The sequence below is a fragment of the Vicinamibacterales bacterium genome (assembly GCA_035699745.1).
GTDB lineage: Bacteria > Acidobacteriota > Vicinamibacteria > Vicinamibacterales > 2-12-FULL-66-21 > JAICSD01.
On record DASSPH010000044.1, the window covers coordinates 26,984 to 53,110 of the forward strand.

Sequence of the window (26,127 nt, forward strand, 5' to 3'; positions counted from 1 at the left end):
GATGGTCTCGCAGAACTCGTTCCAGACACGGTCGTCGCTGAACGTCGGCGGCCAGCGCTTCGCCTATTTCAGTCTGCCGGCGCTGGAGAAGGCCGGTTACAGCGGTCTGGCGCGGCTGCCGTACTCGCTGAAGATCCTCCTCGAGAACCTGCTCCGGCGCGAGGACGGCCGCTTCGTCGATCGCGACGACATCGCGACGCTCGCGGGCTGGGACGTCACCTCGAAGGCTGCCCGGGAGATCGCGTTCATGCCGGCGCGGGTCCTGCTGCAGGACTTCACCGGCGTGCCCGCGGTGGTCGACCTGGCGGCGATGCGCGACGGGGTCATCCGGCTCGGCGGCGATCCCGGGAAGGTGAACCCGCTGCAGCCCGTCGAGCTGGTCATCGACCATTCGGTGCAGGTCGATCACTTCGCCGAACGGAACGCGTTCGAGCTGAACGCCGAGCTGGAGTTCTCGCGCAACCGCGAGCGCTACACCTTCCTGCGATGGGGGCAGACGGCGTTCGACAACTTCAAGGTGGTGCCGCCCGACACCGGCATCGTCCACCAGGTGAACCTGGAGTATCTGGCGCGCGTGGTGTTCAGCGAGCAGGCGGACGGCGAGCGGCTGGCGTACCCCGACACGCTGGTCGGCACCGACTCGCACACCACGATGGTCAACGGGCTCGGCGTCGTCGGCTGGGGTGTCGGCGGGATCGAGGCGGAGGCGGCGATGCTCGGGCAGCCGATCTCCATGCTGATTCCCGAAGTGATCGGCTTTCGGCTGACCAACCGGCTGCCTGAAGGGGCGACGGCGACGGACCTGGTGCTGACGATTACCGAACGGCTGCGCAAGCTGGGAGTCGTCGGCAAGTTCGTCGAGTTCTACGGGCCGGGGCTGGAGTTCCTGACCATTGCCGATCGCGCGACGCTGGGCAACATGTCGCCGGAGTACGGCGCCACCATCGCGATCTGTCCGATCGACGACATGACGCTCGACTACCTGCGGCTCACCGCGCGCGACGAGTCGCGGGTGAAGCTGGTCGAGGCGTATGCGAAGGAGCAGGGGCTGTTCCGGACGCCGGCGTCGCCGGATCCCGTCTACACGCTCTCGACCGAGCTCGATCTGTCGACGATCGAGCCGAGCCTGGCCGGGCCGAAGCGGCCGCAGGACCGCGTGTCCCTCAACCAGGCGAAGGTGAAGTTCAACCAGGCGCTCGAAGTGATGCTCGCGGAGCGCAAGCCGAAGCCGGTGAAGGACAAGCCCGGCGAGGCGACGCAGCCGCACGAAACGATGGCGGTGGCCACAGCGGTCGCCGACGATTCTTCCGCGGTCCCGGGGATGGAAGGCTTGTCGCACGGCTCGGTGGTCATCGCGGCGATCACGAGCTGCACGAACACCTCGAACCCGAGCGTCATGATCGGCGCCGGGCTGCTGGCGCGGAATGCCGTGCGGCGCGGGCTCACGTCGAAGCCCTGGGTGAAGACGAGCCTTGCGCCCGGGTCGCTCGTCGTCACCGAGTATCTGCGCCACGCCGGGCTGCTCGAGCCGCTGGCGGAGCTTGGCTTCAATCTCGTGGGCTACGGCTGCACGACGTGCATCGGCAACAGCGGACCGCTGCCTGAGCCGACGTCGTCGATCGTCAAGGATCGCAATCTGGTGGTCGCCTCCGTGCTCTCGGGCAACCGTAATTTCGAGGGCCGGATCCAGTCGCAGGTGCGGGCCAACTACCTCGCGTCGCCGCCGCTCGTCGTCGCCTACGCGATCGCGGGAAAGATGCAGATCGATCTCACCTGCGAGCCGCTCGGGACCGACCCCGACGGGACGCCGGTGTATCTGCGCGACATCTGGCCGGCCGAGCGCGAGATCCAGGAAGCGATGCTGCAGTCGGTGCGGCGCGACATGTTCCGCGACCAGTACGCGCACGTGTTCGAAGGGGATCGCCGCTGGCAGTCGCTGCCGGTGCCGCAAGGGGAGCGGTTCAACTGGGACGAGTCGTCGACCTACATCCGCAACCCGCCGTTCTTCGAAGGGGTCACGCTGGATCCGGCGCCGCCGGCCGATCTGCGCGGCGCGCGCGTCCTCGCGCTGCTCGGCGACAGCGTCACCACGGATCACATCTCGCCGGCCGGATCGATCCCGGCCGACAGTCCGGCCGGGAAGTACCTGATCGCGCACGGCGTCGCCCCGCGCGACTTCAACTCGTACGGCGCGCGCCGCGGCAATCACGAGGTGATGATGCGCGGCACCTTCGCCAACATCCGCCTGCGCAACCAACTGGCTCCCGGCACGGAGGGAGGCTGGACCGTGACGCTGCCGGGGGACGAGGTGGCGACCATCTACGACGCGTCGGTGCGCTACCGCCAGGCCGGCGTGCCGCTGATGGTGATCGCGGGCAAGGAATACGGGTCCGGCTCGTCGCGCGACTGGGCGGCCAAGGGGACGCTGCTGCTCGGCGTGAAGGCCGTCCTCGCCGAAAGCTTCGAGCGCATCCACCGCAGCAACCTGGTGAACATGGGGGTGCTGCCGCTCGAGTTCAAGGCCGGACAGAACGCCTCGGCCCTGAAGCTCACCGGCCGCGAGTCGTACGACATCCTCGGGATCGTGACGATGACGCACGCGGGGACCGTCACGGTCCGCGCGACCGGTCCCGATGGCACCATCAACGAGTTCACCGCGACGGTGCGGATCGACACGCCCGAGGAACTGGTGGCGTACCGGAACGGCGGGATTCTGCCGTACGTCCTGCGCCAGCTCGTCGCGACGTAATCGGTTCGAACCGCGCTGCCGGTTTTGCCCCCTCCTATAATCGGAGAGTGACCTCCGCCGAGATCAAGTCGCGCGCCGCCGAGCTGGGGTTCGATCTCTGCGGCATCGCGGCGGCCACCGACTACAAGGAGCTCGGCTTCCTTCGCGAGTGGATCGCGCGCGGGTATGCGGGGGAGATGGGCTACCTGGCTCGTTCCGCCGAACGCCGTGCGGACGTCCGCGCGGTCGTGCCCTCGGCCGCGTCCGTCATCTCCCTGGGCACGGTCTACGACACCGACCGGCCGTACTCGACCGAGATCGCCGGCACATCCGCCGCCCTGATCGCGCGCTACGCCTGGGGCGAGGACTATCACGACGTCATCCAGCAGAGGATGGATGCGCTGCTCGCGTGGATGCGAGAGCGCGCGGGGAGCGCGTTCGAGGCGCGGGCCTACGTCGACACCGGCCCCGTGCAGGAGCGCGTCTACGCGCAGTACGCCGGGCTGGGATGGATCGGGAAGAACACCTGTCTGATCAATCCGGAACTGGGGTCGTGGCTCTTCCTCTCGGAGATCATCTGCAGCCTGGACCTCGAGCCCGACGCGCCTGCACTCGACCAGTGCGGCAGCTGCACGCTGTGCATCGATTCGTGCCCCACGGACGCGATCGCTGCGCCCTACGTCGTCGACGCGACGCGGTGCCTCTCCTATCTCACGATCGAGCTGAAAGGGGAGATTCCGATCGATCAGCGCGAGTCGCTGGGCAATCACGCCTACGGATGTGACGTGTGCCAGGAGGTGTGTCCGTGGAACGCGCAGCCGGCGGGCGAGGACGCCGCCGGCAGTCCGTGGCTGCCGCGTGCGGCGTTCGACGGGCGCTCGCTCGCCGGGCTGTGGCGCACGCCCGATGCGGAGTTGCGCGCCGCGATGAAGAAGAGCGCGATGACCCGGGCGGGGGTCCGCCGACTGCGGCGGAACGTGGCGGTCTGTGCCGGCGCGTCGGGCGACGCCGATGCGCTCACGGCGCTGCGCGAAGTGCGCGAGCCGACCTGCGACGATCCGATGGTGGCGGAGCACATCCACTGGGCGCTGGAGCTGGCGGATGGCTAAGAGGCCCGCCGCGCCGACGCCTCCCGCGAAGGTGGGGCCGCCGGTGTCCGAGATGATTCCGCCGCGGCCGACGATCGACAAGGTCCGCCAGACGGCCAGGGGATGCCGCGCGTGCCACCTGTATCGCAACGCGACCCAGACGGTGTTCGGCGAGGGGCCGCGCAAGGCCGAGGTGATGCTGGTCGGGGAGCAGCCGGGGGACGCGGAGGATCTGGCCGGGCATCCATTCGTCGGGCCGGCGGGCAAGCTGCTGGATCGCGCGCTGGCCGAGGCGGGGATCGATCGCGGGACCGTGTACGTGACCAATGTGGTGAAGCACTTCAAGTTCGAGCCGCGCGGCAAGCGGCGCATCCACGCCAAGCCGAACGGCGCGGAAATTGCGGCCTGCCGTCCGTGGCTGGAAACGGAAATCGCGCTGGTCAAGCCGCGCGTGCTGGTCTGCCTCGGCGCGACCGCGGCGCAGGCGCTGCTGGGCAAGGCCTTCAAGGTCTCGCAGCAGCGCGGCCGGTTCGTCGACTCTCCGCTGGCGCCGCGCGTCACCGCCACCGTTCATCCCTCGTCCATCCTGCGCGCGCCGGACGACGAGAGCCGTCACGCCGAGATGGCGCGGTTCATCGCCGACCTTCGCCGCGCGGCGGCCGAGCTGCACTGATTTCAGGAGTGTCTCGATGCAGGAAACGTTTCGCACCGCCCTGTTGCTCTCGATGCCGCAGATGCAGGACCCGAATTTTTCCCGGACGGTGGTCCTGCTCTGCGACTACGGCCCCGACGGGGCGTTCGGCCTGGTGCTGAACCGGCCGACCGACATGCCTGCGAGCGCGATGGTCCGCCTCGAGCCGCCGATCGTCGGCGGCAACGACATGCCGCTGTGGATCGGCGGTCCGGTCGAGCCGCAGCGCGGCTGGATTCTGCTCAACGAGGAGCCGGCGTCGCCGGAGTTCAAGTTCATCCGCGACGGGCTGTATCTCTCGACGTCACAGGTGCTGCTGCGCGACGTGCTGCAGGCGCGTCCCGCGCCGCGCGCGCGCGTACTCGCCGGCTACGCCGGGTGGGGTCCGGGCCAGCTCGATGACGAGCTCGCGCAGTCCGCCTGGCTGATGGGGGACGTCGATCTCGACATCGTCTTCGACACCGCGCCGGACGTGATGTGGGAATCGGCGATCCGCCGCCTCGGCGCCGATCCGGCCGCGCTCACGACCAGTCACGGCGTGCATTGATCGTCCGGCGGTGGCCCGTGCATTGCAGCCGTCCTCCCGGACCATGAACGCACGAGGAGGATACATGCCAGAGGAACGTCATCCGCTCCACGACCTGTTCGAGGATCAGATCAAGGATCTCTACAGCGCCGAGAACCAGATCATCAAGGCGCTGCCGAAAATGGCGAAGAACGCCACCAATCCGCAGCTGCGGGCCGCGTTCGAGCGCCATCTCGACGAGACGCGCAATCAGGCGGGGCGGCTGGAGCAGATTGCCGACGAGCTCGACTTCTCACCCAAGGGCAAGAAGTGCGCGGGGATGGAAGGATTGCTCGAAGAGGGCAAGGAAGTGATGAGCGAGTTCGACGAAGACACCCTCGACGCGGCGATGATCGGCGCGGCGCAGAAGGTCGAACACTACGAGATCGCCGCCTACGGCACCGCACGCGCGCACGCCGAGCTGCTCGGCTACACCCGCGCCGCTCGCCTGCTGCAGCAGACGCTCGACGAGGAAGGACGCACCGACAAGAAGCTCTCCCAGCTCGCCGAATCGGTCGTCAACGTGGAGGCGTTGCAGGAAGCGTAGCAATCACTTCGAGAGCACTTCGGCGAAGAAGTCGAGTGCTCTCGGGTCCCGCGACTGTCCGAGCCAGAACATCGCCTGCTTCCGCACCGCGGGGTTCTGGTTCGACTTCGCCACCTTGATCAGCAGCGGAATTCCTTCGTCCTTCGGCAGCTGACTCAGCGCGAAGACGGCGCGCTTCTTCACGTCCGTATCCGGATCGTTCTCGATCGAGGCGGTGATCTCGGCGGCGGCGCGCTGGCCGGCCTTCTGCGCCAGCCAGAAGATCGCCTCGCCGCGCACTTTGGCGCTCGCGTCCTGCCGGGCGAACCGCACCAGTTCCGGCACCGCCTGGGCGTCGGCCCCCTGCGAGAGCCCGAACATCGCGCTCTTCCGGACCTCCTCGCTGGGATCGTCGCGCGCGATCTTCTTCACCGCCTCGAATCCGCGCGCGCCGCGCGTGCTGCCCAGCCAGAACGTCACCTTCCTGCGCACGAACTCGGGACTGGACGGCGCGCCGAATCTCTCCAGCGCCGCGTCCGCCGCGTCGTCGCGGTGCATCGCGATGGCGCTGAGGGCGGTCTCGGTGAGCCGATCCGATCGGACGTCGGCGCGCGTCACGAACGTCGACAGCAGACGGACGGAGTCGGGGCCGGTCACCCCCTCCAGCCAGGTCACCGCGCGTCCGCCCGCGTCCAGCTCGCAGTCGGGCGACACGATCCGCATCCGCTGCACCGCCTTGTCCTCGACGCGATAGAGGACGACGACGCTGTCGGGACCTTCGAGCCGTACCGGACTCTGCAGCTGCGCCGGTTGATCGGGACTCCGCCGCGTGGACGCCGGCGAACCCGATTCGAGCGTGCAGGTGGCAATCCGCCCGTTGGTGAAGACGATGCCGTCCGAGATCCACGTGTCGCCGCTGCAGCAGCGGCGTCCCTCCGTGCGGTTCACGGCGGGGACGGCGTATCCGATCCAGGCGGGCTCCGGCTGCGCCGCGACGAGGCGCCTGAACGTGGCGTCGAGCGCCGAGCCGGCCGACTGCGTGACGACGCGGCCGTTGGTGATCCGCGGGACCGCGGTGCTGGCTCCCTGCGCCGGCGCCGGACCCGTCCCGCCGCCCTGGATGCGGGCGGACGGGGCGGCGCTGCCGCAGATCGAGAGGGCCAGGCAACCGACGACGAACGCTGCCGCTCTCATGATGGACCCCTTACTTGTTCAGCAGCTCGATCAGGTAGTCGGTCGCGACCTTCGACCGCATGTTCGAGAGCCGCGACACCATTTCCTTCTTCATCACCGGATCGGACTCCTTCCTCGCCAGCGCGACGAGTCCTTCGGCGTTGTTGGACTGGAACAGGCCGTTGATCACCGCCTTGCGGATCGCCGGGTCCTTGTCGCTGTTGTAGATCTCCACGAGGATGTCGCCGGTCCGCTTGCTGCCCATGACGCCCAGATTGCGGACGGCCAGGAGGCGCAGCTCGGGATCGCGCTCGTTGCGGGCCAGCTCGCTCAGCCGCGTCAGGCTGCCGCCGGTGAAGAGGGCGCGGATGATCTGCTTCTTGACGTCGAGCGTCGTTTCTTTCTGATACATCGCCCACAGCTCGTCGTGCGCGCCCATGTTCCCGAGCTGCTGCACGGCGGTGGCGCGCAGCTCGGCGTTCTGCTCGCTCTGCGCCGCGGTGACCAGGCGGTCCTTCTCGCCGGCCTGCATGAAGCCCATGAGAATCCGCTTCTTGACGTCGATGTCGCTGGTGGCGCTGTAGATGTCGGCGAGCGCGGCCCGGCTCTCACGGCCGCCGTGGACCGAGAGGTAGCGGATGGCGCGGATCTGCAGGTCCGGGTTTCCGGCGCCCTTGGCGATGTTGACGAGAATCTCGCGCGCTTTCGGCGAGTTGCTCTGCGCCAGGACGAAGAGCGCCTGCGACTTCAGCCGCGGCGAGCCGGTACCCTGCAGCACCTTCTGCAGCATCGGGATGGCTTCCTCCGGCGCGGTGTTCTGCAGCGCGTTGAGCGCCATGACCTTGATCTCTTCGTCGCTCTCGGCGGCGGGGTTCGGCGTCTGTCCGCCGGCGCGTTTCACCTCGATTTCGAGCGCGCGCGCATCGTTGAGATAGCGGCTCTTCGGATACTCCTTCACGAGCGTGCCGATCGTGTTGAGCGCTTCGGGGCGCTGGCCGAGCTTGTTCTGCGCGTAGGCCTTCCAGTAGAGCGCGGCGTCGGCGCGCGTCCCCTTCATCTCGATCACGCGATCGAAGCTGGAGATCGCCCGGTCCCAGCGGGCGCTGTCGAGGGCCTGCTGGCCGGCGTCGTAGGCGGAGTATTCACGCTCCCGCTCGCGCTGGGCGCGCTCCTTCTCCCGCGCCGCCTCCTCGCGCTCCCGCTCCACCCGCGCCAGCTCGCGCTCCCGCTCGCTCTGCTGATCGGCGTAGGCCATGGCCGCGGCCTGGATGGCGGCCGGCTCCAACGCCGCGCGATCGACCGTCGCGGGCTGCGCGGTCACGGCGCCGCCGATCGTATAGGTGGACTGCGCCGCCGCCGGGACGGCCGCAGCGAGCGCCGCCGCCATCGTCATTGTCAGGATCTGTGTCTTCATATGCATCGCTCTCACTGGGGAAACTGCGGACTGTCTATGAACCGAGCGTGGATCCGGCCGTCAGCTGCCGCGTCTCGGCCCGCTGCCGGTCGCGCACCTGGGACGACACCACGCGCACCTTGAAGAGGAGCTCCTTCGACTCGATGCGGCGCCGCACCATGTCGAGGTCCTCCTGGGTCACCGTCGATGGACTGGCCGCGACGTCGACGAGCACGCGCTCCAGCTCGTCGAGGACCGAGGCCATCGCCGCGTCGCCCGTCGACAACGCGGTCTGCCGATACAGCCGGTTGGCCGAGACCAGCTGCTCGGCGCGCGACTGCTCCAGCGAGATGTCGACGCTCCCGCCCGAATCGTCGTTGAGCGGCGCGCTCACGAGCTCCACCAGCACCATCTGGGATCGATCGAGGTGCTCGCCGAGATCCACGAGCAGGATGCGCTCGCGCACTTTCTCGGCGCTCTGCACGATCTGCGACGCCGCTGCCGGCGCCGCCTGCCGCGTCATGCGGCCGGCCATGAACGCCGCGCCGATCAGCATGACGATGCCGGCGGTGAAGGCGAGCCGCGCCGGCGAGAGCACGAACCAGGCGAGCATCCCCGGGAGCGACGCCCGGCGCGGCGCCGGCAGCGCCGGCTCCAGCCGCGCCCAGGCGATCCGCTCGAAGCCCGGCGCCGCTTCGACCGCCGGCGCGCTGTCGACGAATGCCATCACCCGCTGCAGCTTCGCGTAGCTGGCCTGGCAGTGGGCGCACGACGCGAGGTGGGCGCCGGCATTCGCCTCCTCCGCCGGCGTCATTTCGCCGTAGTAGTGCAGGACCAGGTCGTCGTCGTTCAGGTGCAGCGTGGTGGACATGGCTAACTCTCGACAAACGGTTCCAGCGCCAGGCGCATCTTGCGCACGGCCCGGAAGATGCTGTGCTTCGCGGCGTTGGCCTTGAGGCCGAGCGCCCCGCTGATCTCCTCGATCGACTGCCCTTCGAAGTGGCGCAGCACGAACGCGGCGCGCTCCATCGCGGTCAGCTCCTCCATCGCGCGGCCGACGCGCTCCTGGACTTCGCTGCTCAACATGAGGCGCTCCGGGGAGGGATCGACGCGGTGTTCGTCCACGCTGTCGAGCGTCTCGAGATCCGCTGCGTCATGCCCCGCCTCCTGGTGTTTCCGGCTCCGAATCAGGTCGATCGAACAGTTCACGCAGATCCGATGGAGCCACGTGCCGAAATTGGCGCGCGACTCGAAGCGTCCGAGCTGCCGGTACGCCTTCAGGAAGGTCTCCTGGACCACGTCCTCGGCGTCCTGCGGATTACCGGTCATCCGGTGCGCCAGCCGGTAGACCGCCCGGCTGTGCCGGTCGACCAGCGCCCGGAAGGCCTCGCTGTCTCCGTCCCGCGCCAGGGCCACGGCGGCGGCGTCCGTATGCGGCATCCGAGTGATTAGACGGGGTTTGCGGGAAGCGGTTAGGCTTTACGCCTTATCCGGGTTGGGGCGGTCGTCGTCGGCGGGTCCGGGGACGGCGGCCGAATGGACCTGATCCAGCACGGCGCGTACGCGCGCAATTTCTGCGTGCAATGCCTCTATACATCCTTCCTGCGTTTCGTGTGGGGCGTCTGCGGGGACCCCGCAAAAAGGACAGGTGGACATCCAGGTTCTCTCGGACTCGACAGGGTACGCAGACCTGGACTGCAACCACGGTACCCTTTACAGCGCCGCCAGCGTGCGCGCCAGTCCCTCGGTCAGCGGAGTCATCCGTAGACCCAGATCCGCTTCCGCCGGGCTGCTGTCCAGCGACCAGTCGTGCTGGAAGATCTGCACCACGCCGCGGTCGAGCAGCGGCGGCCGCCGGCGCAGCGACGCGTACGCCTCGTTCGCGATTGCCGCCGCGACGGCCAGCGCGGCCGGCATCCGCCGCGGCAGGGCGCGGCCGAGCGCGTCCCGCAGGAACTCGTAAATCGAGCGCTGCGGGGCGTTGACCCCGCCGGCGACGTATTCCCGTCCCGGAGACGGATGGGTGAGGGCGGCGACGTGCGCCTCTGCGACGTCGTCCACGAAGGCGAACGACCACAGGCGCTCCGGGCCGATCGCCGCGGCCAGACGCCCGCGCAGGTGATCGCGCATGAGCCGCCCGACGAGATCGCCTTCGGTCGCCGGCCCCGGACCGTAGATCACACCGGGATACAGCGTGACCACCGGCACGCCTTCCGCGGCCGCGCGCCGCGCCACGTCGCGGGCCGCCACCTTCGTGCGCTGGTAGTGATTCGCCGTGAGGACCTGCGGGCTGTCGGCGGGCGGCAGCGCCAGGAACGAGGACGTGTAGACGACGCGCGGGATCTGCAGTTCGCGGGCGGCGGAAAGCACCGACTGGAGCCCGCCGACATTGATCGCGTCGAACTCGGACGGATCCCGGCGCCACCGCGCCACCAGCGCCGCCGTGTGGCAGATCGCATCCGCCTCTGCCGCGGCGGCCGTCACGGCGCGAGTGTCGCGAACGTCGCCCCGGAGCATCCGGCCGGGCAGCGCCGCGAGGGGAGCCTGACGCGCGAACACGATCGGTTCGTGTCCGCCGCGCGCCAGCGCCCGCACGATCGCCGACCCCAGATATCCGGTGCCGCCTGTGACCAGCACCCGCATGTCGGCAGATTACCCGATTGTCGCCCCTCGATGGCCCGATCACCCGATGACCCGATCACCCGATCACCCGATGGCCCGATCACCCGATGGCCCGATCACCCGATGGCCCGATCACCCGATATAGACTTAAGCTCCTGATGTTCCGCCAGAAAACGGGCTCCGTCGTCTGCGCCTCGTGCGGCTCGCTGGTCGGGGTGAACGACGACAAGTGCTACACCTGCGGGCGGCGCAATCCCGGCCTGTGGGGCTTCGGTCCCGTGCTGCGGCGGTTCGGCAACGATCTCGGCTTCGTCTCGCTGATTCTCTACGGCTCGATTGCCGTGTATTTCCTTTCGCTGGTGCTGACGGTTCTCGCGGGCGGAAACCTGCTCGGCGGCAGCGCGTTCTCGATTCTCGGCCCCGCCCCTGGAATCAACTATCTCCTCGGCGCGTCCGGGGCGCGGCCGGTGTTCTACGACGGGCGGTGGTGGACGCTCCTCAGCGCCGGCTGGCTGCACGCCGGCGCGCTCCACATCCTCTTCAACATGATGTGGGTGCGCGATCTCGGACCCGCCGTGGCCGAGATGTACGGCGCCGCGCGGATGGTGATCATCTACACCATCGGATGCATCGGCGGGTTTCTGCTGACGTCGCTGCTGGGCGCCTATTTCCCGTTCATCCCGTTCCTGTCCGGGGCGTACCAGTCGGTCGGCGCGTCCGCGCCCATCTTCGGCCTGCTCGGCGCGCTGGTTCACTACGGACGCCGCGGCGGCAGCAGTCTGGTGGGGTCGACGGCGTTGAACTTCGCGATCACGGCCGGCATCTTCGGTCTGATCATGCCCGGGATCGACAACTCCGCTCACCTCGGCGGCTTCATCGGCGGGTATCTCGCCAGCATGTGGCTCGATCCATTGAAGCCGGAGCGCATGGATCACTTCATCATCGCCGCGCTGTGCCTGCTGGCGACCGCTCTGGCCGTGATCGCCTCGATCGGCAGCACGGTGCTGCGAGTCCTCGCCTCGAATGCGTAAACCGGTCGTCGTCATCACCGGGGCCGGCGGCGAGATCGGCCACGGCCTCATCAACCGGCTTGCCGAGCGCGGCGACCGGCGCATCGTCACCATCGACGTCTCGCGTCTGGACGACTCGATCGCCCGGAAGGTCGATCGCGAGATCACGGGCTCGATCACGGACGTCGCGCTGCTCGAGCGGCTCATGGCGGAGTTCGAGGTGGACCTGATCTTCCATCTCGCCGCGCTGCTGTCGACCCGATCCGAGTTCACGCCCGTCGCCGCGCACCAGGTCAACGTCGAGGGCACGCTGCACCTGCTCGAATTCGCGCAGCACGAAGCGGAATCGCACGGCCGCCCCGTCGTCTTTCTGTATCCGTCGTCGATTGCCGCGTACGGATTGCCGGATCTCGCCACCAAGAACAGCGCCGGGAAGGTCAAGGAAGACGACTACCTGCATCCGACGACGATGTACGGGTGCAACAAGCTGTATTGCGAGATGCTGGGCAATTACTACGCGCGGCACTACAAACAGCTGGCGGCGGAGGTGGCGAGCGGGAAGGTGGATTTCCGGTGCGTGCGGTTCCCGGGACTGATCTCCGCGGTGACGGTGCCGTCGGGAGGGACGTCCGACTACGCGCCCGAGATGATTCACGCCGCGGCGAAAGGGGAGCCGTACGGCTGTTTCGTCCGGCCCGACACGCGGATTCCATTCATGGCCATGCCGGACGGCGTGGACGCGCTGCTGACGCTCGCCGCCGCGCCGCGCGACCGCCTGCAGCGGACCGCCTACAACGTGGGCGCATTCAGTCCGGCGGCGGAAGAGATCCGCGGCGTGGTCACCCGGGCGTTCCCGAATGCCGCGGTCTCGTGGAGCCCGGATCGCAAGCGCCAGGCGATCGTCGATTCATGGCCGGCGGACGTCGACGACGCTGCCGCACGCCGCGACTGGGGCTTCGCCCCCCGCTACGACTTCGCGCGCGCGTTCAGCGAGTATCTGATTCCGACGATCAGGAAGCGGTACGCGTAGGTCCTGTCCGCCGGCCGCTTATCGGGCCGGGATCCACTCCGGCGGCGGATGAATGGTTGGCAGCGGGGTCGGACCGGGATCGGGGCGGCCGCTGCCCTCGAGGCGGCTGACCGCGCGGACCGTCATGTCGTGATCGCACGTGATCTGGCAGGACAGGCGCACCCCGACGTGGCCGCGCGCGGCGAGCACCTGCTTCTCCGCGACCGTCATCCGGTCGGGCTCTCCGTCGAGAAACTGGACGCGGCACGTCGTACACCGGGCGTTGCCGCCGCAGGCGTGGAGCACGTCGACCTTGGCGTCCTGCTCGATCGCGAGCACGAGCCGCTTGCCGGCTTCGACGTCCACCGGCGCATGACCTTCAACCGTCAATCTGGGCATCCGCCGATCATATCGGACTCCCGCGACAACCCGCGAACCGTCAGCGCAAGCGACCGCCAAGCGGAGAGCGGCGGGCGGGTGCGGCCCGCCTTTCTTCACGCCGCCTTCGAGGCGTGCAGCTCCGCCGCCCGGCGCAGCGCGGACGCGATGTCCGGACAGATGTTCTCGTCCCCGAGGTGCGCGTGGAAACGGGCCTGCGTCATCACGGCGGCCGGCTGATCGCGCGCGCCGCAGACGATCAGCGTCCGCCCCGTCGCCCGCAGGCGATCCGCGAGATCCTCGAGCGCGCGCAGCCCCGTGCCGTCGATCGCCGTCATGTAGCGCAGACGCAGAATGACGATGTCCGGCAGCGCGTCGAGCTGCGCGGTGATCACCCCGAGGTTGTCGGCCGCGCCGAACAGGAACGGCCCCTGGATCTTGAACACGCTGAGATACGTCGGGATCGACTTGTCGTGGAGGCCGTGCACCCGCGCCGTCTCGAGGAACTTCGGCGTGACCTTGGATACCGTCGTCGTCACGGCGACGCGGCGGATGAACGTCAGCGCCGCCAGGGTCATGCCGACCTCGACGGCCAGCGTGAGATCGGCGAATACCGTCAGCGCGAACGTGACCGCCCAGACGGCGATGTCGGTCTTGGTCAGCCGCAGCACCTTCGGGATCTCGTGCCACTCGCCCATGTTCCACGACACCATGAGCAGAATCGCCGCGAGCACGGGCATCGGAATGAACCTCGCCAGCGGCGCGGCGACGAGCAGCACGACGAGCAGTGTCACGGCGTGGAGCATGCCGGACACCGGGGTCCGCGCGCCGGAGCGGATGTTGGTCGCGGTACGGGCGATGGCGCCCGTCGCGGGCAGGCCGCCGAACAGCGGCGAGGCGATGTTGGCGATCCCCTGCGCCACCAGTTCGGTGTTCGGATTGTGGCGGTCGCCGCCCATGCGATCGGCGACGACGGCGGAGAGCAATGATTCGATCGCGCCGAGCAGCGCGACCGTGATCGCCGGCCGGATCAACGCGGGGATGAGGGCTGCCTGGAACTCGGGAATTTCCAGGCGAGGCAGGCCGGACGGGATCCCGCCGAACCGGCTGCCCACGGTCTCGATGCCGGCGCCGGTCAGCAGCGCCGCCGCCGTGCCGAGGACGAGCGCGACGATCGCGCCCGGAACCCTCGGCAGCCAGCGCCGCAACAGGATCATTCCGGCCAGCGAGACGACGCCGAAGGCGGCGGCAGCCGGCGAGAACGTGCCGGCGCTCCCGACCAGCGTCTCGATCCGCGCCGCGAACTCGGACGGCACGCTCGCGATCTGCAGGCCGAAGAAGTCCCGGATTTGCGTGCTCGCGATCAGCACGGCGATGCCGTTGGTGAAGCCGATCACGACCGGCCGCGGCAGGTACTTGACCGCGGTCCCCATGCCGGTGACGCCGAGCGCGACCAGGATCACGCCCGCCATCATCGTCACCATGAACAGTCCGTTGACGCCGTGGGTGGTGACGATGCCGGCGATGACGACGACGAAGGCGCCGGTGGGCCCGCCGATCTGGAAGCGCGAACCGCCGAACGCGGAGATGAGGAAGCCGGTGACGATGGCGCAGTAAATGCCGGCTTCAGGGGGGAGCCCCGAGGCGATCGCGAAGGCCATCGCCAGCGGCAGCGCTACCAGGCCGACCGTGACGCCCGCGCCGATATCCGCGGCGAACGTCGGCCAGGAATAGACGCGCAGCGCCCGCACGGAGGCGGGCATCCAACGAGAACGCGAGTGGCGCATGTACGAAATCGGGGGAGACCTCGATTGTACCACGGCATCGCGTATGCATCGCGATCGGGCGATGGAGATGAACAGCATCCGGCGGGTGCTGCTGCACGGCAGCAGCGATGAAGCGTTCGACGCGTCGGCGCGGTTCGCGGCGCGGCTGGTGGAAAAGTTCGGCGCGGAGCTGCACGTCGTCTACATCGTCGAGCAGCCGTTGTCGGCGGGATGGACGGCAGAGATGGCGGCCGACAAGCTGCCCGAACTGCATCAGGGGATCGAGGCCGAGGCGCGCGAACGGCTCGCACGGCTGCTGCCGGCGGGACAGGACTCGGTCGTCGTCGCCATCCGCACCGGCGACGCGGCGGACGAGCTGATCCGTTACACGACGGAGAACCTGATCGACCTCGCGATCGTTCAGGGCGGCGACCGGCACGTCCACGCGCTGCTCGACAAAGGGCGCTGCGCGCTCCTGGTTCTGCGGAAGTAGCCGGCGGAGCCTGCGCCGCCGGCGAAGCCGGAGCTTGCGGGATATCCTCAGCTGGTGATTTCCGCCGACACGCTGCTGACCGCGTACGCCAGCGGCTGGTTTCCCATGGCCTACGCGCCCGGCGACATCCGCTGGTACTCGCCCGATCCGCGCGGGATCATTCCGCTCGACGCCTTCCACGCCCCGCGCCGGCTGGCGCGGACGGTACGGCAGTCGCGCTTCGAGGTGCGAGTGGACTCCGACTTCCGCGGCGTCATCAGCGCATGCGCGTCGCGCCGCGACGCCGACGGCAACTGGATAGACGACGAGATCCTCGAAAGCTACTGCGCGCTGCACGACGTCGGCTTCGCCCACTCGGTCGAGACCTGGCAGGACGGCGCGCTGGTCGGCGGGCTGTACGGCGTGGCGCTGAAAGGGGCGTTCTTCGGCGAATCGATGTTCCACCGCGAGCGCGACGCCTCCAAGGTGGCGCTGAGCGCGCTGGTCGATCGCCTGCGCGCGCGCGGCTTCGTGCTGCTCGACACCCAGTGGGTGACCGACCACCTGCTGCAGTTCGGCGCGATCGAGATACCGCGCCGCCGCTACCTGCGACTGCTCGATCAGGCGCTGCGCGTCGACGCGGCGTTCTGACGGCCGCGCGGCTCAGTGGACGGTGTAAGGCTCGCTGAGGGTGAAGGGGGCGATCTTGACGTCGAACGCCTCGCCGCTCGCATTGACCATCTGGTAGGTGCCTTCCATCACGCCGAAGGGCGTGGCGAGCGGACATCCCGAGGTATAGGTGAACGAGTCTCCCGGCGCGAGGACCGGCTGCTTGCCGACCACCCCGGGTCCGCGCACCTCCTCGACACGCCCGGTCCCGTCGGTGATGATCCAGTGGCGGGTGAGCAGCTGCGCGGTTTCCGTGCCCTCGTTGGAGATCGTGATCGTGTAGAGGAAGAACCATTGATTCTGCGAGGGCTGGGATCGCTCCGGCGCATACTCGGATTCCACGTAAACCTTGATGCCCCGGGTGATCGCCTCGGACGTGAACATGAAGCCATGATAGTTTGGAAATTTGGGAATTTGGAAATTTGGGAATCTCGCCTGACGCCGGGCTCTGCGCGACGTGCGCGCATGCCAGGGCGATCGTCAGCGACCGCGGTTCGATCTTCCTTTCCTGCCTGAGATCGAAGACCGATCCGCGGTTTCCGCGCTATCCGCGCCTGCCGGTGGTCGCGTGTATTGGCTATGATGAGAAGTCATGCACACCATCCAGCCCGCGAGATTGAGGGCGGGCGTCTCCACGGCGGACATTCCCGACCACAGCCGTGACGGCGCGGCGGCGCACGACGATCGGCTGATCCGAGGCCGCGCGCTGATCTTCTGGGATCCCGCCAGTCCCACGCCGAAGAAGCGCGACGCGATCGATACCGATCAGATCACGCCCGCCGCCGACTGCGTGTCGGAGAGTCTCGAGACGCTGGACGAGCGCTGGAAGGCGGGATCGTTCCGCTACCTGATGCCGGATTTCCGCGCCCGCGTGCATCGCGGCGAGACGTTCGTCATTGCCGGCGACCGCTTCGCGATCGGATCCTCGCGCGAGATGAGCCCGGCCGGTTTGAAAGGGGTCGCCGAGGAAGCCGGCCTGCAGATGGTGGTGGTCTGCGGCCACAACATGGGCGACATCTTCCGCCGCAACGCCTTCAACCTCGGCCTGCACGTCGTGCAGAGTCCGGACGCGGTCGCCGACGCGCAGGACGGCGACGAGCTCACGTTCGATCCGCTGACCCGCCGGCTCGCGAACGTGACCCGGGGAAAGACCTACGAGCCGGTCCCGCTCTCCCCGAAGGAAGAGGAGATCCGCCGCGGCGGCGGCATCTTCGAGGTGGGCCGCCGCGAGTTCCGCGCGTCGGTGGCGACGGCGCCGTCGATCGACTGGGCCGATCCCGACGCCGCGCGCGGCATGACGACGACAGAGCAGATCGTCTGGGCGCACCGCGTCGACAAGGATCTGAAGCCGTCGGATCTCAGGCCGGGCACCACGCTGCGGGTGTATGCCGATCTGCTGCCGGCGTCCGACGGCACGGCTCCGTTCGCCATCCATACGTTCAACCAGATCACGGGCGGGAACACCATCTACCCGCGGCAGGCGGCCATCGCCAACGATCACTTCGTCTTCACCGGCAGCGCCGTGGACGACAAACAGACCGGCATCGGCCGCGAGTTCGCGCGCCGGCAGGCGATGGTGAAGCCGTACTACGCGACGCCGGGCGACGGCATCTTCCACTTCTATTTTCCCGAACAGGGGCTGGTGATGCCGGGACAGTTCATTCCCGGCGCCGATTCGCACAGCCGCGCCTACGGCGCCTACGGCGCCGTCGGCATCGGCGTCGGATCGACGACGCTCGGGTTCGGCTGGGCGACCGGCTACATCTATTTCACGCTCGCCAGGGCGCGCCGCGTCCGCTTCGACGGACGCCTGCAGCCGTGGGTCAGCGGCAAGGACATCGTCCTCGAGCTGCTGCGCCGCTGGGGCGCGAAGCAGTCGCAGGGCATGTCAGTGGAGCTGGTCGACGCCAATCGGCAACTGCCGATCGCGTATCGCAACACGATCGCCAACATGATGGCGGAGGCCGAGGCGTTGAACGGGATCTTCGCGCCCGACGAGACGACCTGCGAGTGGTTCCGGCAGAAGGGGCTCACCGCGCTGCCGTATCCGCCGATCGCGCCCGGGAGCGAGGCGCGCTACGAGATCGACGAAGCGTTCGATCTGTCCGCGGTGCGGCCGATGATCGCCAAGCCGTTCAGCCCCGGCAACGCGTTTCCCGCCGAGGAGGTCGCCCGCGAGCGCATCACCTTCGACAAGGCGATGATCGGCTCGTGCACGAACGGGAGCTATGACGACCTGCTGCAGGCGGCGCTCGTCATGCGCGCGGCACGCCGGACGGGGGCCACCAGAGTGGATCGCGAGTTCCGCATCTTCCCGGGCTCGGGAGGCGTCGGACGTCAGATCGAGCAGCCCGACCCGCGCCTGGGCGGCGAGTCGATCGCGCAGGTGTTCCGGGCGGCCGGCGGAGAGATCCGGCAATCCTGGTGCGGCCCGTGCTTCGGCCAGGGACCGGACGCGCTGACCGCCGGCCAGCGCGCCATCACCTCGTTCAACCGCAACTGGCAGAACCGCATGGGGCTCGGCGGCGAAGGCTATCTCGCCAGCCCCGCGGTCGTCGCCGCGTCCGCGCTCGTCGGCTACATGGCACCGCCAAGCGAGCTGGGACTCACCTGGGACCCCGACCAGTTCGGAGCCTAGTGGATTTGGAAATTCGGAAATGTTGGAATTTGGAAATCTGACGGTGCCAGATTTCCCGATTTCCAAATTTCCAGATTTCCAGATTTCCAAATTTCCAAATGGCGTCAGCCCCAGCGCTGTGGATCGTCCGGATTGATCCCCAACGCCAGCTTGCCGAGCAGTTCGTGGGTGAGTGAGGAATTCGCCGGGTGGAAGCGGCCGCAGCGCGCGTCGCGGAACAGGCGCTCCATCTCGCTCTTCTTGAACATGCCGAATCCGCCGGACACGTCGAGCGCGGTGTCGGCGATCTTGTAGGCCGTCTCGACGGCGTTGTACTTCGCCGCCACGATCTTGATCGGCCAGTCGGGATGCTGCACGCCGTTGGACCAGTCCTGCGTCACCGATTCGAGCTGCGCGCCGATCGCTTCCAGGCCGATCACCATGTCGGCGATCCCGGTCTGCACGTGCGGGTGGTGCGCCATCGAGCGCGTCATCGCGAGCGAGCCCTTGCTCTTGACCTGCTCGATCGAGAGCTCCAGCATCCGCCTGGCGAGCCCGTAATAGATGTTGCCGAACCCCATCAGCGCCCAGGCGAAGATCGACAGCACGAAGTAATCGGCCCCGGCGAGTCCGGCCGGGACGACGCGCGCGATGTACTTGTCGGGCACGAACGCCCCCTCGAGCACGGTGTCGTCGCTGCGCGTCGCGCGCATGCCCATCACGTCCCACGTTTCCTTGATGGTGACGCCGGGCGTGTTCCGCGGCAGGAAGCCGTGGACCACTTTCGGGTTCTGCGGGTCGCTCGCGTCGAGGCCGTGGACGCCGAGGCGGGTCCACACCGGCGTCAGGCTGCCGAACGACTTCCGCCCGGTGAACTTGTAGCCGCCGGGGACTTTCTCGGCCTTCGTGACCGACATCACGATCGACGTCTCGTTGCCGCTCTCGGCGTGGCCGGCGGCGAAGACTTCACCCGCGCCGGCGTCTTCGAGGATGAAGCCGACCGACTTGTCGCCTGCGCGCCAGCTGTCGGCCGCGGTGCCGACCCAGTAGTGGTGCATGTTGAGGCACAGGGCCGTCGCGGGCGCGTAGCTGGCCAGCCGCCGCGCCTCCCGCGTGTACTGGTTCAGCGTGTAGCCCATCCCGCCGAACTCCTTCGGCAGCGTGAGCTTCAGGTAGCCCGCCGCCTTGAGCTCGTCGAAGTCCTCCTGGCAGAACCGGTTGTCGCGATCGTAGCCGGCGGCGCGCTGCCGGCAGCTCTCGAGGAGCGTGTCCGTGAGAATGGAACCCGACGTGACCGCCATGAATGCCTCCTGATCCCTGAAAACGTAAGGCGCGCATGATATACGACAAGCGGTTCGGCGGTACGGCGGCGCACAGGTTTTGGATTGCCGCGACACCTTCGTAAGCGGCCGGTGACGGTTTCGTCGCCAACCCGCTGGAAGTCCCGCGATCCGCGGGCGGACGCGCCAGTCGACCGCTGGCACGACGGTTGCCCCGCCGGTCGCCGTGAAAGTCTGTCCGACGTGCGGGCGTGCGATTGCGGACTCCGTCAGCGTCTGCGAGTCCTGCGAGGCATGGGCGGCCGCCCTCGTAGAGCCGCCTGCGGATGAGCCGGGCGAGCGCGCCTCGCCCCCCGAGGCGGCCGCCGCAAGTGCGCTCGTGCCCGTCGCCACGACACCGCCCGCCGCGCGAACCGCCATCTCGCGGCGCCAGATCACGTTCATCGCCGCCGGCATCGCCGCCGCCGCATTGACGGGACTCGCGATGTCCAGCCGCGGCGGACCGGCGTCGGGTGCTGCTGCCGCCGCGGGCGCTCCGGCCGCGGACGCCAGAACGGCACCCGCGGCCGCCCCGGCGCCGACAGTCGCTCGCCCCGTTCAGACGTGGAGCACGGAGAACCAGGCGACGTGGCTCGGCGGCCGCCGCCGCGGCGCTGCCTTCGAACTGGCGTCCGAGAACGTCGTCAAGACGTGGTTCGGCCCGGCGCGCGCGTCGCTCGTCGTCCGGTGCGCGGCACAGCAGGTCGAGGCGTTCGTCGTCACGCGCTCGCCGATGAAGATCGTGCCCGCGGTCGACGGCAAGAGCGTGACGATCAGCGTGGACGGCGAACCGGCGCGGACGGAACGCTGGACCGACTCGGACGACCACACGGCCGTCTTCGCGCCCGATCCCGCCGCGTTCGTGCAGCGGCTGCGGCAGGCGCGCACCTTCGATTTCGGCTACAGCCCGCACAACTCGAGCGACGTCGTCGCCCAGTTCCACGTGTCCGGAATTGAGGGGCTGATGGCGGCGGCGAGGGAGTGCGGTAGCCGATGACCGCAGTCCACCGGGCCGCCGACCGGTCGCCGCTACCCGCTACCCGCTGACCGCTCGCCGCTCTCGGCCACGCGCGCCGGCATGCGCTCAGCGGCGGCCGCGCACGAACGCGCGCCAGGCCTCGAGCGTCAGGGGCCTGGCGGGCCTGATGGCCGGCCTCCTCCTGGAGAATCCCTCTTCGGGCATCACCCCGGCGGTGGTGTCCCACAGCGTGTTGTCCCGCCAGATGGCGCCGGGGAACGGACCATCGATCACGGCCGCCGGGCCGCCCCCCTGAATGACGTTGTGGGCGATCGTGGTGCGGGTCGCGCCGAGACCCCGGTCCCGCCTGGTCATGAAGAGATTGCGTTCGTTGTTCACGAGCACGTTGGACGTGATGTACGTGTCGTCCGGGCGGTCGTGGCTGGTCAGGGGCGCGCCGTCGGCGACCTCCGCGCCGCCGTTGCCGATCTGGATCGCTCCGGTGTTCCCTTCGAGGTAGTTCTCCGAGATGCGGTTGCGGTCGCCGAAGACGCGGATGCCGTCCGTGCCCCGCAGGTAGTTGCGGCGGACGATGTTCTCGTTGCCGTGGCGCAGCGTCAGCTGCGCCCCGCGCGAGTCGAGCAGCGTGTTGTCCTGGATCACGTTCGCGCCCGACTTGATCGACAGCATCTCGTTCTCGCCGACGCACCGGACGAACAGGTTGTGCTCGATGATGCCGAGCCCCTTCGACATGCTCAGCCCGCTCAGCCCGAACCGGATCGTTTCGGCGCCGTTGACGCCGGGGCTGTCGAAGTCGTGGAAGTAGTTGTGATGGATGCGCACGCGCTGCGCCACCTGGCTGCCTTCGCCGCGCACGTCGATCATGTTTCCGGGCGTCCGCTTGTTGCGGAACTCGCTGCGGTCGATCTCGGCGTCATGTCCCGCCACGGTGAGATACGCGCCGTCCCCCGCGGCCTCGAACACGTTGCGCGTGAACCGGATGTGGGTGGCGCCGGGGCGGATGTGCGTCTGGCCCGACGCGTGGGTGAACACGAAGCCGTCGATGACGACGTGGGAAGCGGGACTTACGACGTCGAATCCCCCGGCGCCGGTGATGGTGACGCCGCCCGCGGTTTCGGCGGCGATGCGGACGACCTTCCCGGGCGTGCCCTGCGCCTTCACGGTGATCGGCGCCGTGGTCCGGTAGGTCCCGTTCTTCACCGTGATCACGTCGCCCGGCCTGGCGTCGTCAATCCGCGCCTGGAGGGCAGCCAGCGAATCGACGCGGGCCGCGTCAGTGAACCAGACGGCGAGGAGGAGGAATCCTGCGAAATGCCGCATGTCGCGTATCTTAATTCCGTGCACGTCCGGTTGCCCGCGCGGCGGGGGATCGGGGATCGGGGATCGGGGATTGGCGATCGGGGTAGGCTATAGCTGGCCGTGTCCCGATTGTCCGCCCTGCTCGCGCTCGCCGTTGTCGCGCTGACCGCGCACCATCCCCACGCGCAGTCGCGCCCGGTGGCGGGGATGGTGATCGCGCGGACGATGGTGGTGCCGGCCGGCACCTACCCGCTGGCCTCCGCCGATCTCGATCATCCTGCGATCACCATCCGCGGCTCGAACCTGACGGTGGACTTCAGGGACGTCGTGCTGCGCGGCGCCGCCGCGGACGCGGACCCCGACAGCTTCACCGGGCTCGCCGTGCTGGTCGACGGCGGCGAGAACGTCACCATCAGGAACCTGCGCGCGCACGGCTACAAGATCGGCGTGCTCGCGCGGGGCAGCCGCAACCTGCACATCACGCACGCCGACCTGAGCTACAACTGGAAGCCGCGCCTCTACAGCCTCGTCGAGCACGAGAGCCTGCTCGACTGGATGTCGTATCACCACAACGACAAGGACGAGTGGCTGCAGAGCGGCGCCGGGATCTACCTGGCCGATTCCCCCGGCGCCGAAATCGACCACACGACGATCGTGCAGGGGCAGAACGGCCTGATGCTGGCGCGGTCGGACAACGCGAAAGTCTGGAACAACACCTTCTCGTTCCTCTCCGGCCTCGGCATCGCGCTGTACCGCGCCAGCGGCAACACCATCATGCACAACAAAGTGGACTGGTGCGTGCGCGGCTACAGCCACACCTTCTACAACCGCGGCCAGGACTCCGCCGGCATCCTGCTCTACGAACAGAGCCACAAGAATCTCGTCGCCTTCAACTCGGTGACGCACGGCGGCGACGGCCTCTTCCTCTGGGCGGGGCAGTCGACGATGGACACGGGCCAGGGGGGGGCCAACGACAATCTGTTCTACGACAACGATTTCAGTTTCGCCCCGGCCAACGGCATCGAAGCCACGTTCAGCCGCAACATCTTCTACGGCAACCGCGTCGAAGAGTGCTGGCACGGCGTGTGGGGCGGCTACAGCTTCGACTCGTGGTTCGTCGCCAACCGCTTCGCCCGCAACACGGAAGCGATCGCGATCGAGCACGGCCAGGACAACAAGATCACCGAGAACCGCTTCGAGGGGGACGAGACCGCGATCCGGCTGTGGCGCAACGCGGCGCAGGACCCCGACTGGGGCTACCCGAAGCACCGCGACACCCGCAGCCGCGATTACGTCATCAACGGCAACACCTTCGTCGCCAATCACACCGCGCTGAAGATCAGCGAGACGCAGAACGTCCGGATTCTCACCAACAGCTTCGAACGCGTGCAGACGCTGGCGATGCTGACCGGCGACACGCGCAATCTCGGCATCGGCGACGAGGTCACGGTGCCGCTGCGGCCGCGGCCGACGCTCGACGTCACGCTGCCGAAGCCGCTGCCCGGCGGCATGGACGCGAAGATTCCGGAAGCCGAGCGGCGCGGGCGCGAAGCGATCATCGTCGACGAGTGGGGGCCGTACGACTGGAAGTCGCCGAAGCTCTGGCCGCAGGGGCGCTCCGACGCCACGCCGCTGAAGCTGCGCGTGCTCGGACCGCCAGGCGAGTGGAAAGTCGCGTCGCTCCGCGGCGCGTCGCTCGACGCCGCGTCCGGCCGCGTTCCGGGCGTCGTCACGCTGACCCCCGCGCCCGGCCCCGTCGTCGACTATGACGTGCAGTTGACCTACCTCGGCGCCGCGGTGGTGAGTCCGCGCGGCCGGACGGTCGCCGCGGGGGCGCCGTACGCGTTCGGCTACCGCCGCTTCTTCGTGCCGGCGGCATGGCAGGTCCGCTACTTCACGTTCGACGAGGCGTCGCGGCCGGACCGGAACCCCGACGGATTCGCGCGCGTGCTCGCGGGCGCGCCGGCGAAGTCGGACACCCGCGACCGCCTGGACTACATGTCGGGCGGCGTCATCGCCGAGGGCCTGCCGCGCGATCGCGTCGCGCTCGTCGCCGAGGCGCAGATCGATCTGCCGCCCGGCGCCTACACGGTGCGGACGATCTCGGACGACGGCGTGCGGGTGTGGATGGACGAGGAACGGATCGTGGATCGCTGGACGCCGCACGAGTCGGCGATCGACACCGTGCCGATCACCGGCGGCCGGCGCCGTTTCAAGGTGGAATACTTCGAGATCGGCGGGTTCGCCGAGCTCCGATTCGAGATACTGAGGCGATAAATGAACTGGCTGAGTCCCGAAATCCTGATTGCCCTCGCGACGCTCACCTTCCTCGAGATCGTCCTCGGCGTCGACAACATCATCTTCATCTCGATCCTCTCCGCGAAGCTGCCGGCCGATCAGCAGCAGAGAGCCCGGCGCCTCGGGCTGCTGCTGGCGATGGGGACGCGCATCCTGCTGCTGTTCTCGCTGTCCTGGGTGATCAGGCTGACCGCGCCGCTCTTCACCGTCATCGGTCAGGCGATCTCGGGGCGCGACATGATCCTGATCCTCGGCGGGCTGTTCCTGCTCGGCAAGAGCACGCACGAGATTCACGAGCGGCTGGAGGGGGAGGAGGGGCACGGATCGGCGAAAACGGCGGCCTCGTTCGCGTCGGTGCTGGTGCAGATCGCGCTGCTCGACATCGTGTTCTCGCTCGACTCGGTCATCACCGCGGTCGGCATGGTCGACGAGGTGGCGGTGATGGTGATCGCGGTGGTGATCTCCGTCGCCATCATGATGCTGGCGGCCGAGCCGATCAGCGCGTTCGTGCACCGGCATCCGACCGTGAAGATGCTCGCCCTCAGCTTCCTGCTGCTGATCGGCATGTCGCTGGTCGCGGAGGGCTTCGATCATCACATTCCGAAGGGCTACGTCTATTTCGCGATGGGATTCTCGGTATTCGTGGAAGCGATAAATCTGCGCGTTCGCAGGAAGGCGGAGCCGGTGCATCTGCGCGAGGCCTACGTCCCCGACCCTGAAACGGCCGGGGGATCCAAGGCGTCTTAGCGGGATATCCGGTTCTTGATCCGAGGAGATACCTGAATGCGCAGATCGCTTGTCACCGCCGTGGCCGCCGCGGCGTTCGTTGCCCCCATCCTGGCCCAATCCGCTCCGACCACCCAGCCGCCGGCCGGCCCGGCGCCCGCCGGCCAGCAACCCGCGGCCGCGTCCCAGGCTCAGCCGCAGCGTCCGCCTCAGCCGCCGCTCGGTCCGAACGAGTGGGCGATCGACGGCAGCCACTCGGCCGCGAATTTCAGCGTGCGCCACAACGTCGTCTCGACCGTCCGCGGCACGCTGGGCGCCATCAGCGGCAAGATCGAGTACGACGGCAAGGACGTGACGTCGGTCAAGGCGGACGTGTCCATCGACATGACGAAGATCGACACGCAGAACGAGCGGCGCGACAACCATCTCCGCAGCCCCGACTTCTTCGACGTGGCCAACCATCCGCACCTGACGTTCAGGTCGAAGCGCGTCGAGACCGCCGGCGCGGGCAGGTTCAAGCTGGTGGGCGATCTGACGATCCGCGGCAACACCAAGGAGGTCGTGCTGGACGTCGACGGCCCGGCGCCGACCGTGCAGACCGCCGGCCGCAACGGCGGCGTCACCCTGCTCACCGGCGCGTCGGCGACGACGAAGATCAGCCGCAAGGAATTCGGCGTGCTGTGGAACAATATGATCGAAGCCATGCCGGTCGTCGGCGACGAGGTCAACATCACCATCGATCTCGAGCTGCGGCGCAACGCGCCGGTCGGCAAGTAAGGACAGGTTCTGCTGATTCTTC

General features: G+C 68.5%; 24 protein-coding genes. 14 read left to right on the forward strand and 10 right to left on the reverse strand.

Annotated elements, in window-relative coordinates; all coding sequences use genetic code 11:
• Position 1 precedes the first annotated feature (1 nt).
• From acnA to VFK57_09260, 5 genes are all read left to right on the forward strand, one after another.
• Positions 2 to 2,749, forward strand: coding sequence for an aconitate hydratase AcnA (gene acnA, locus VFK57_09240; protein ID HET7695878.1), 2,748 nt, complete (start codon positions 2 to 4; stop codon positions 2,747 to 2,749).
• Between the two features lie 47 nt (positions 2,750 to 2,796).
• The gene (queG, locus tag VFK57_09245) at positions 2,797 to 3,837 is read left to right on the forward strand and encodes a tRNA epoxyqueuosine(34) reductase QueG (GenBank protein ID HET7695879.1); all 1,041 of its coding nucleotides are present in this window, start codon (positions 2,797 to 2,799) and stop codon (positions 3,835 to 3,837) included.
• Complete coding sequence (locus VFK57_09250) at positions 3,830 to 4,489, forward strand: UdgX family uracil-DNA binding protein (GenBank protein HET7695880.1); 660 nt, start codon at positions 3,830 to 3,832, stop codon at positions 4,487 to 4,489. Before queG ends, VFK57_09250 begins: the two co-directional genes overlap by 8 nt.
• Before the next feature lie 16 nt (positions 4,490 to 4,505).
• Positions 4,506 to 5,054, forward strand: a complete 549-nt coding sequence (locus VFK57_09255) for a YqgE/AlgH family protein (protein ID HET7695881.1) — start codon at positions 4,506 to 4,508, stop codon at positions 5,052 to 5,054.
• A 64-nt stretch (positions 5,055 to 5,118) separates the two neighbouring features.
• The gene (locus tag VFK57_09260) at positions 5,119 to 5,619 is read left to right on the forward strand and encodes a ferritin-like domain-containing protein (protein HET7695882.1); all 501 of its coding nucleotides are present in this window, start codon (positions 5,119 to 5,121) and stop codon (positions 5,617 to 5,619) included.
• 3 nt (positions 5,620 to 5,622) lie between these two features.
• Here the strand turns inward: VFK57_09260 and VFK57_09265 are convergent, their stop codons facing one another.
• From VFK57_09265 to VFK57_09285, 5 genes are all read right to left on the reverse strand, one after another.
• Positions 5,623 to 6,792 (reverse strand): HEAT repeat domain-containing protein, encoded by a 1,170-nt coding sequence (locus VFK57_09265; GenBank protein HET7695883.1) that lies wholly within the window; start codon positions 6,790 to 6,792, stop codon positions 5,623 to 5,625.
• A 10-nt stretch (positions 6,793 to 6,802) separates the two neighbouring features.
• Positions 6,803 to 8,185 carry a HEAT repeat domain-containing protein gene (locus tag VFK57_09270; GenBank protein HET7695884.1) on the reverse strand — a complete coding sequence of 461 codons (1,383 nt, stop codon included), beginning with the start codon at positions 8,183 to 8,185 and terminating at the stop codon, positions 6,803 to 6,805.
• A 34-nt stretch (positions 8,186 to 8,219) separates the two neighbouring features.
• On the reverse strand, positions 8,220 to 9,035 hold the full coding sequence (locus VFK57_09275; protein ID HET7695885.1) for a hypothetical protein: 816 nt from the start codon (positions 9,033 to 9,035) through the stop codon (positions 8,220 to 8,222).
• 2 nt (positions 9,036 to 9,037) lie between these two features.
• Complete coding sequence (locus VFK57_09280; protein HET7695886.1) at positions 9,038 to 9,604, reverse strand: sigma-70 family RNA polymerase sigma factor; 567 nt, start codon at positions 9,602 to 9,604, stop codon at positions 9,038 to 9,040.
• 273 nt (positions 9,605 to 9,877) lie between these two features.
• Positions 9,878 to 10,807, reverse strand: coding sequence for an NAD-dependent epimerase/dehydratase family protein (locus tag VFK57_09285; GenBank protein HET7695887.1), 930 nt, complete (start codon positions 10,805 to 10,807; stop codon positions 9,878 to 9,880).
• A 137-nt stretch (positions 10,808 to 10,944) separates the two neighbouring features.
• On the opposite strand from VFK57_09285, the gene VFK57_09290 reads away from it, so the two are divergent.
• A complete protein-coding gene (locus VFK57_09290) occupies positions 10,945 to 11,817 on the forward strand; it encodes a rhomboid family intramembrane serine protease (GenBank protein HET7695888.1) in 873 nt (290 codons plus the stop codon).
• Complete coding sequence (locus VFK57_09295) at positions 11,810 to 12,826, forward strand: NAD-dependent epimerase/dehydratase family protein (GenBank protein HET7695889.1); 1,017 nt, start codon at positions 11,810 to 11,812, stop codon at positions 12,824 to 12,826. The genes VFK57_09290 and VFK57_09295 overlap by 8 nt, the downstream gene beginning before the upstream one ends.
• An 18-nt stretch (positions 12,827 to 12,844) precedes the next feature.
• On the opposite strand, the gene VFK57_09300 is transcribed toward VFK57_09295, so the two are convergent.
• Positions 12,845 to 13,204, reverse strand: a complete 360-nt coding sequence (locus VFK57_09300) for a 2Fe-2S iron-sulfur cluster-binding protein (protein HET7695890.1) — start codon at positions 13,202 to 13,204, stop codon at positions 12,845 to 12,847.
• A gap of 95 nt (positions 13,205 to 13,299) precedes the next feature.
• Positions 13,300 to 14,946, reverse strand: coding sequence for a SulP family inorganic anion transporter (locus VFK57_09305; GenBank protein ID HET7695891.1), 1,647 nt, complete (start codon positions 14,944 to 14,946; stop codon positions 13,300 to 13,302).
• A gap of 67 nt (positions 14,947 to 15,013) precedes the next feature.
• Here VFK57_09305 and VFK57_09310 point away from each other — a divergent pair, with 67 nt between their 5' ends.
• Both VFK57_09310 and aat read left to right on the forward strand, forming a co-directional pair.
• Complete coding sequence (locus VFK57_09310; GenBank protein HET7695892.1) at positions 15,014 to 15,442, forward strand: universal stress protein; 429 nt, start codon at positions 15,014 to 15,016, stop codon at positions 15,440 to 15,442.
• Between the two features lie 54 nt (positions 15,443 to 15,496).
• Complete coding sequence (gene aat / locus VFK57_09315; protein HET7695893.1) at positions 15,497 to 16,072, forward strand: leucyl/phenylalanyl-tRNA--protein transferase; 576 nt, start codon at positions 15,497 to 15,499, stop codon at positions 16,070 to 16,072.
• A gap of 12 nt (positions 16,073 to 16,084) precedes the next feature.
• Here aat and apaG read toward each other — a convergent pair whose 3' ends face one another.
• The gene (gene apaG, locus VFK57_09320) at positions 16,085 to 16,474 is read right to left on the reverse strand and encodes a Co2+/Mg2+ efflux protein ApaG (protein ID HET7695894.1); all 390 of its coding nucleotides are present in this window, start codon (positions 16,472 to 16,474) and stop codon (positions 16,085 to 16,087) included.
• A gap of 208 nt (positions 16,475 to 16,682) precedes the next feature.
• Here apaG and VFK57_09325 point away from each other — a divergent pair, with 208 nt between their 5' ends.
• Entirely contained in the window at positions 16,683 to 18,728 is a 2,046-nt protein-coding gene (locus VFK57_09325; protein ID HET7695895.1) for an aconitase family protein, read from the forward strand.
• A 104-nt stretch (positions 18,729 to 18,832) separates the two neighbouring features.
• On the opposite strand, the gene VFK57_09330 is transcribed toward VFK57_09325, so the two are convergent.
• Positions 18,833 to 20,008 (reverse strand): acyl-CoA dehydrogenase family protein, encoded by a 1,176-nt coding sequence (locus VFK57_09330; GenBank protein ID HET7695896.1) that lies wholly within the window; start codon positions 20,006 to 20,008, stop codon positions 18,833 to 18,835.
• A 358-nt stretch (positions 20,009 to 20,366) separates the two neighbouring features.
• Here VFK57_09330 and VFK57_09335 point away from each other — a divergent pair, with 358 nt between their 5' ends.
• Positions 20,367 to 21,023, forward strand: a complete 657-nt coding sequence (locus VFK57_09335) for a hypothetical protein (protein ID HET7695897.1) — start codon at positions 20,367 to 20,369, stop codon at positions 21,021 to 21,023.
• Between the two features lie 87 nt (positions 21,024 to 21,110).
• On the opposite strand, the gene VFK57_09340 is transcribed toward VFK57_09335, so the two are convergent.
• The gene (locus VFK57_09340; protein HET7695898.1) at positions 21,111 to 22,325 is read right to left on the reverse strand and encodes a polysaccharide lyase 6 family protein; all 1,215 of its coding nucleotides are present in this window, start codon (positions 22,323 to 22,325) and stop codon (positions 21,111 to 21,113) included.
• A 99-nt stretch (positions 22,326 to 22,424) separates the two neighbouring features.
• On the opposite strand from VFK57_09340, the gene VFK57_09345 reads away from it, so the two are divergent.
• Genes VFK57_09345 through VFK57_09355 form a run of 3 tightly spaced genes read left to right on the forward strand, consistent with a single transcriptional unit; the run spans position 22,425 to position 26,105 of the window.
• Positions 22,425 to 24,581 (forward strand): right-handed parallel beta-helix repeat-containing protein, encoded by a 2,157-nt coding sequence (locus tag VFK57_09345; GenBank protein HET7695899.1) that lies wholly within the window; start codon positions 22,425 to 22,427, stop codon positions 24,579 to 24,581.
• Positions 24,582 to 25,349, forward strand: a complete 768-nt coding sequence (locus VFK57_09350; protein HET7695900.1) for a TerC family protein — start codon at positions 24,582 to 24,584, stop codon at positions 25,347 to 25,349. It begins immediately after the preceding gene.
• Positions 25,350 to 25,385: 36 nt separating this feature from the next.
• The gene (locus tag VFK57_09355; protein ID HET7695901.1) at positions 25,386 to 26,105 is read left to right on the forward strand and encodes a YceI family protein; all 720 of its coding nucleotides are present in this window, start codon (positions 25,386 to 25,388) and stop codon (positions 26,103 to 26,105) included.
• The last annotated feature ends 22 nt before the right edge of the window (positions 26,106 to 26,127 follow it).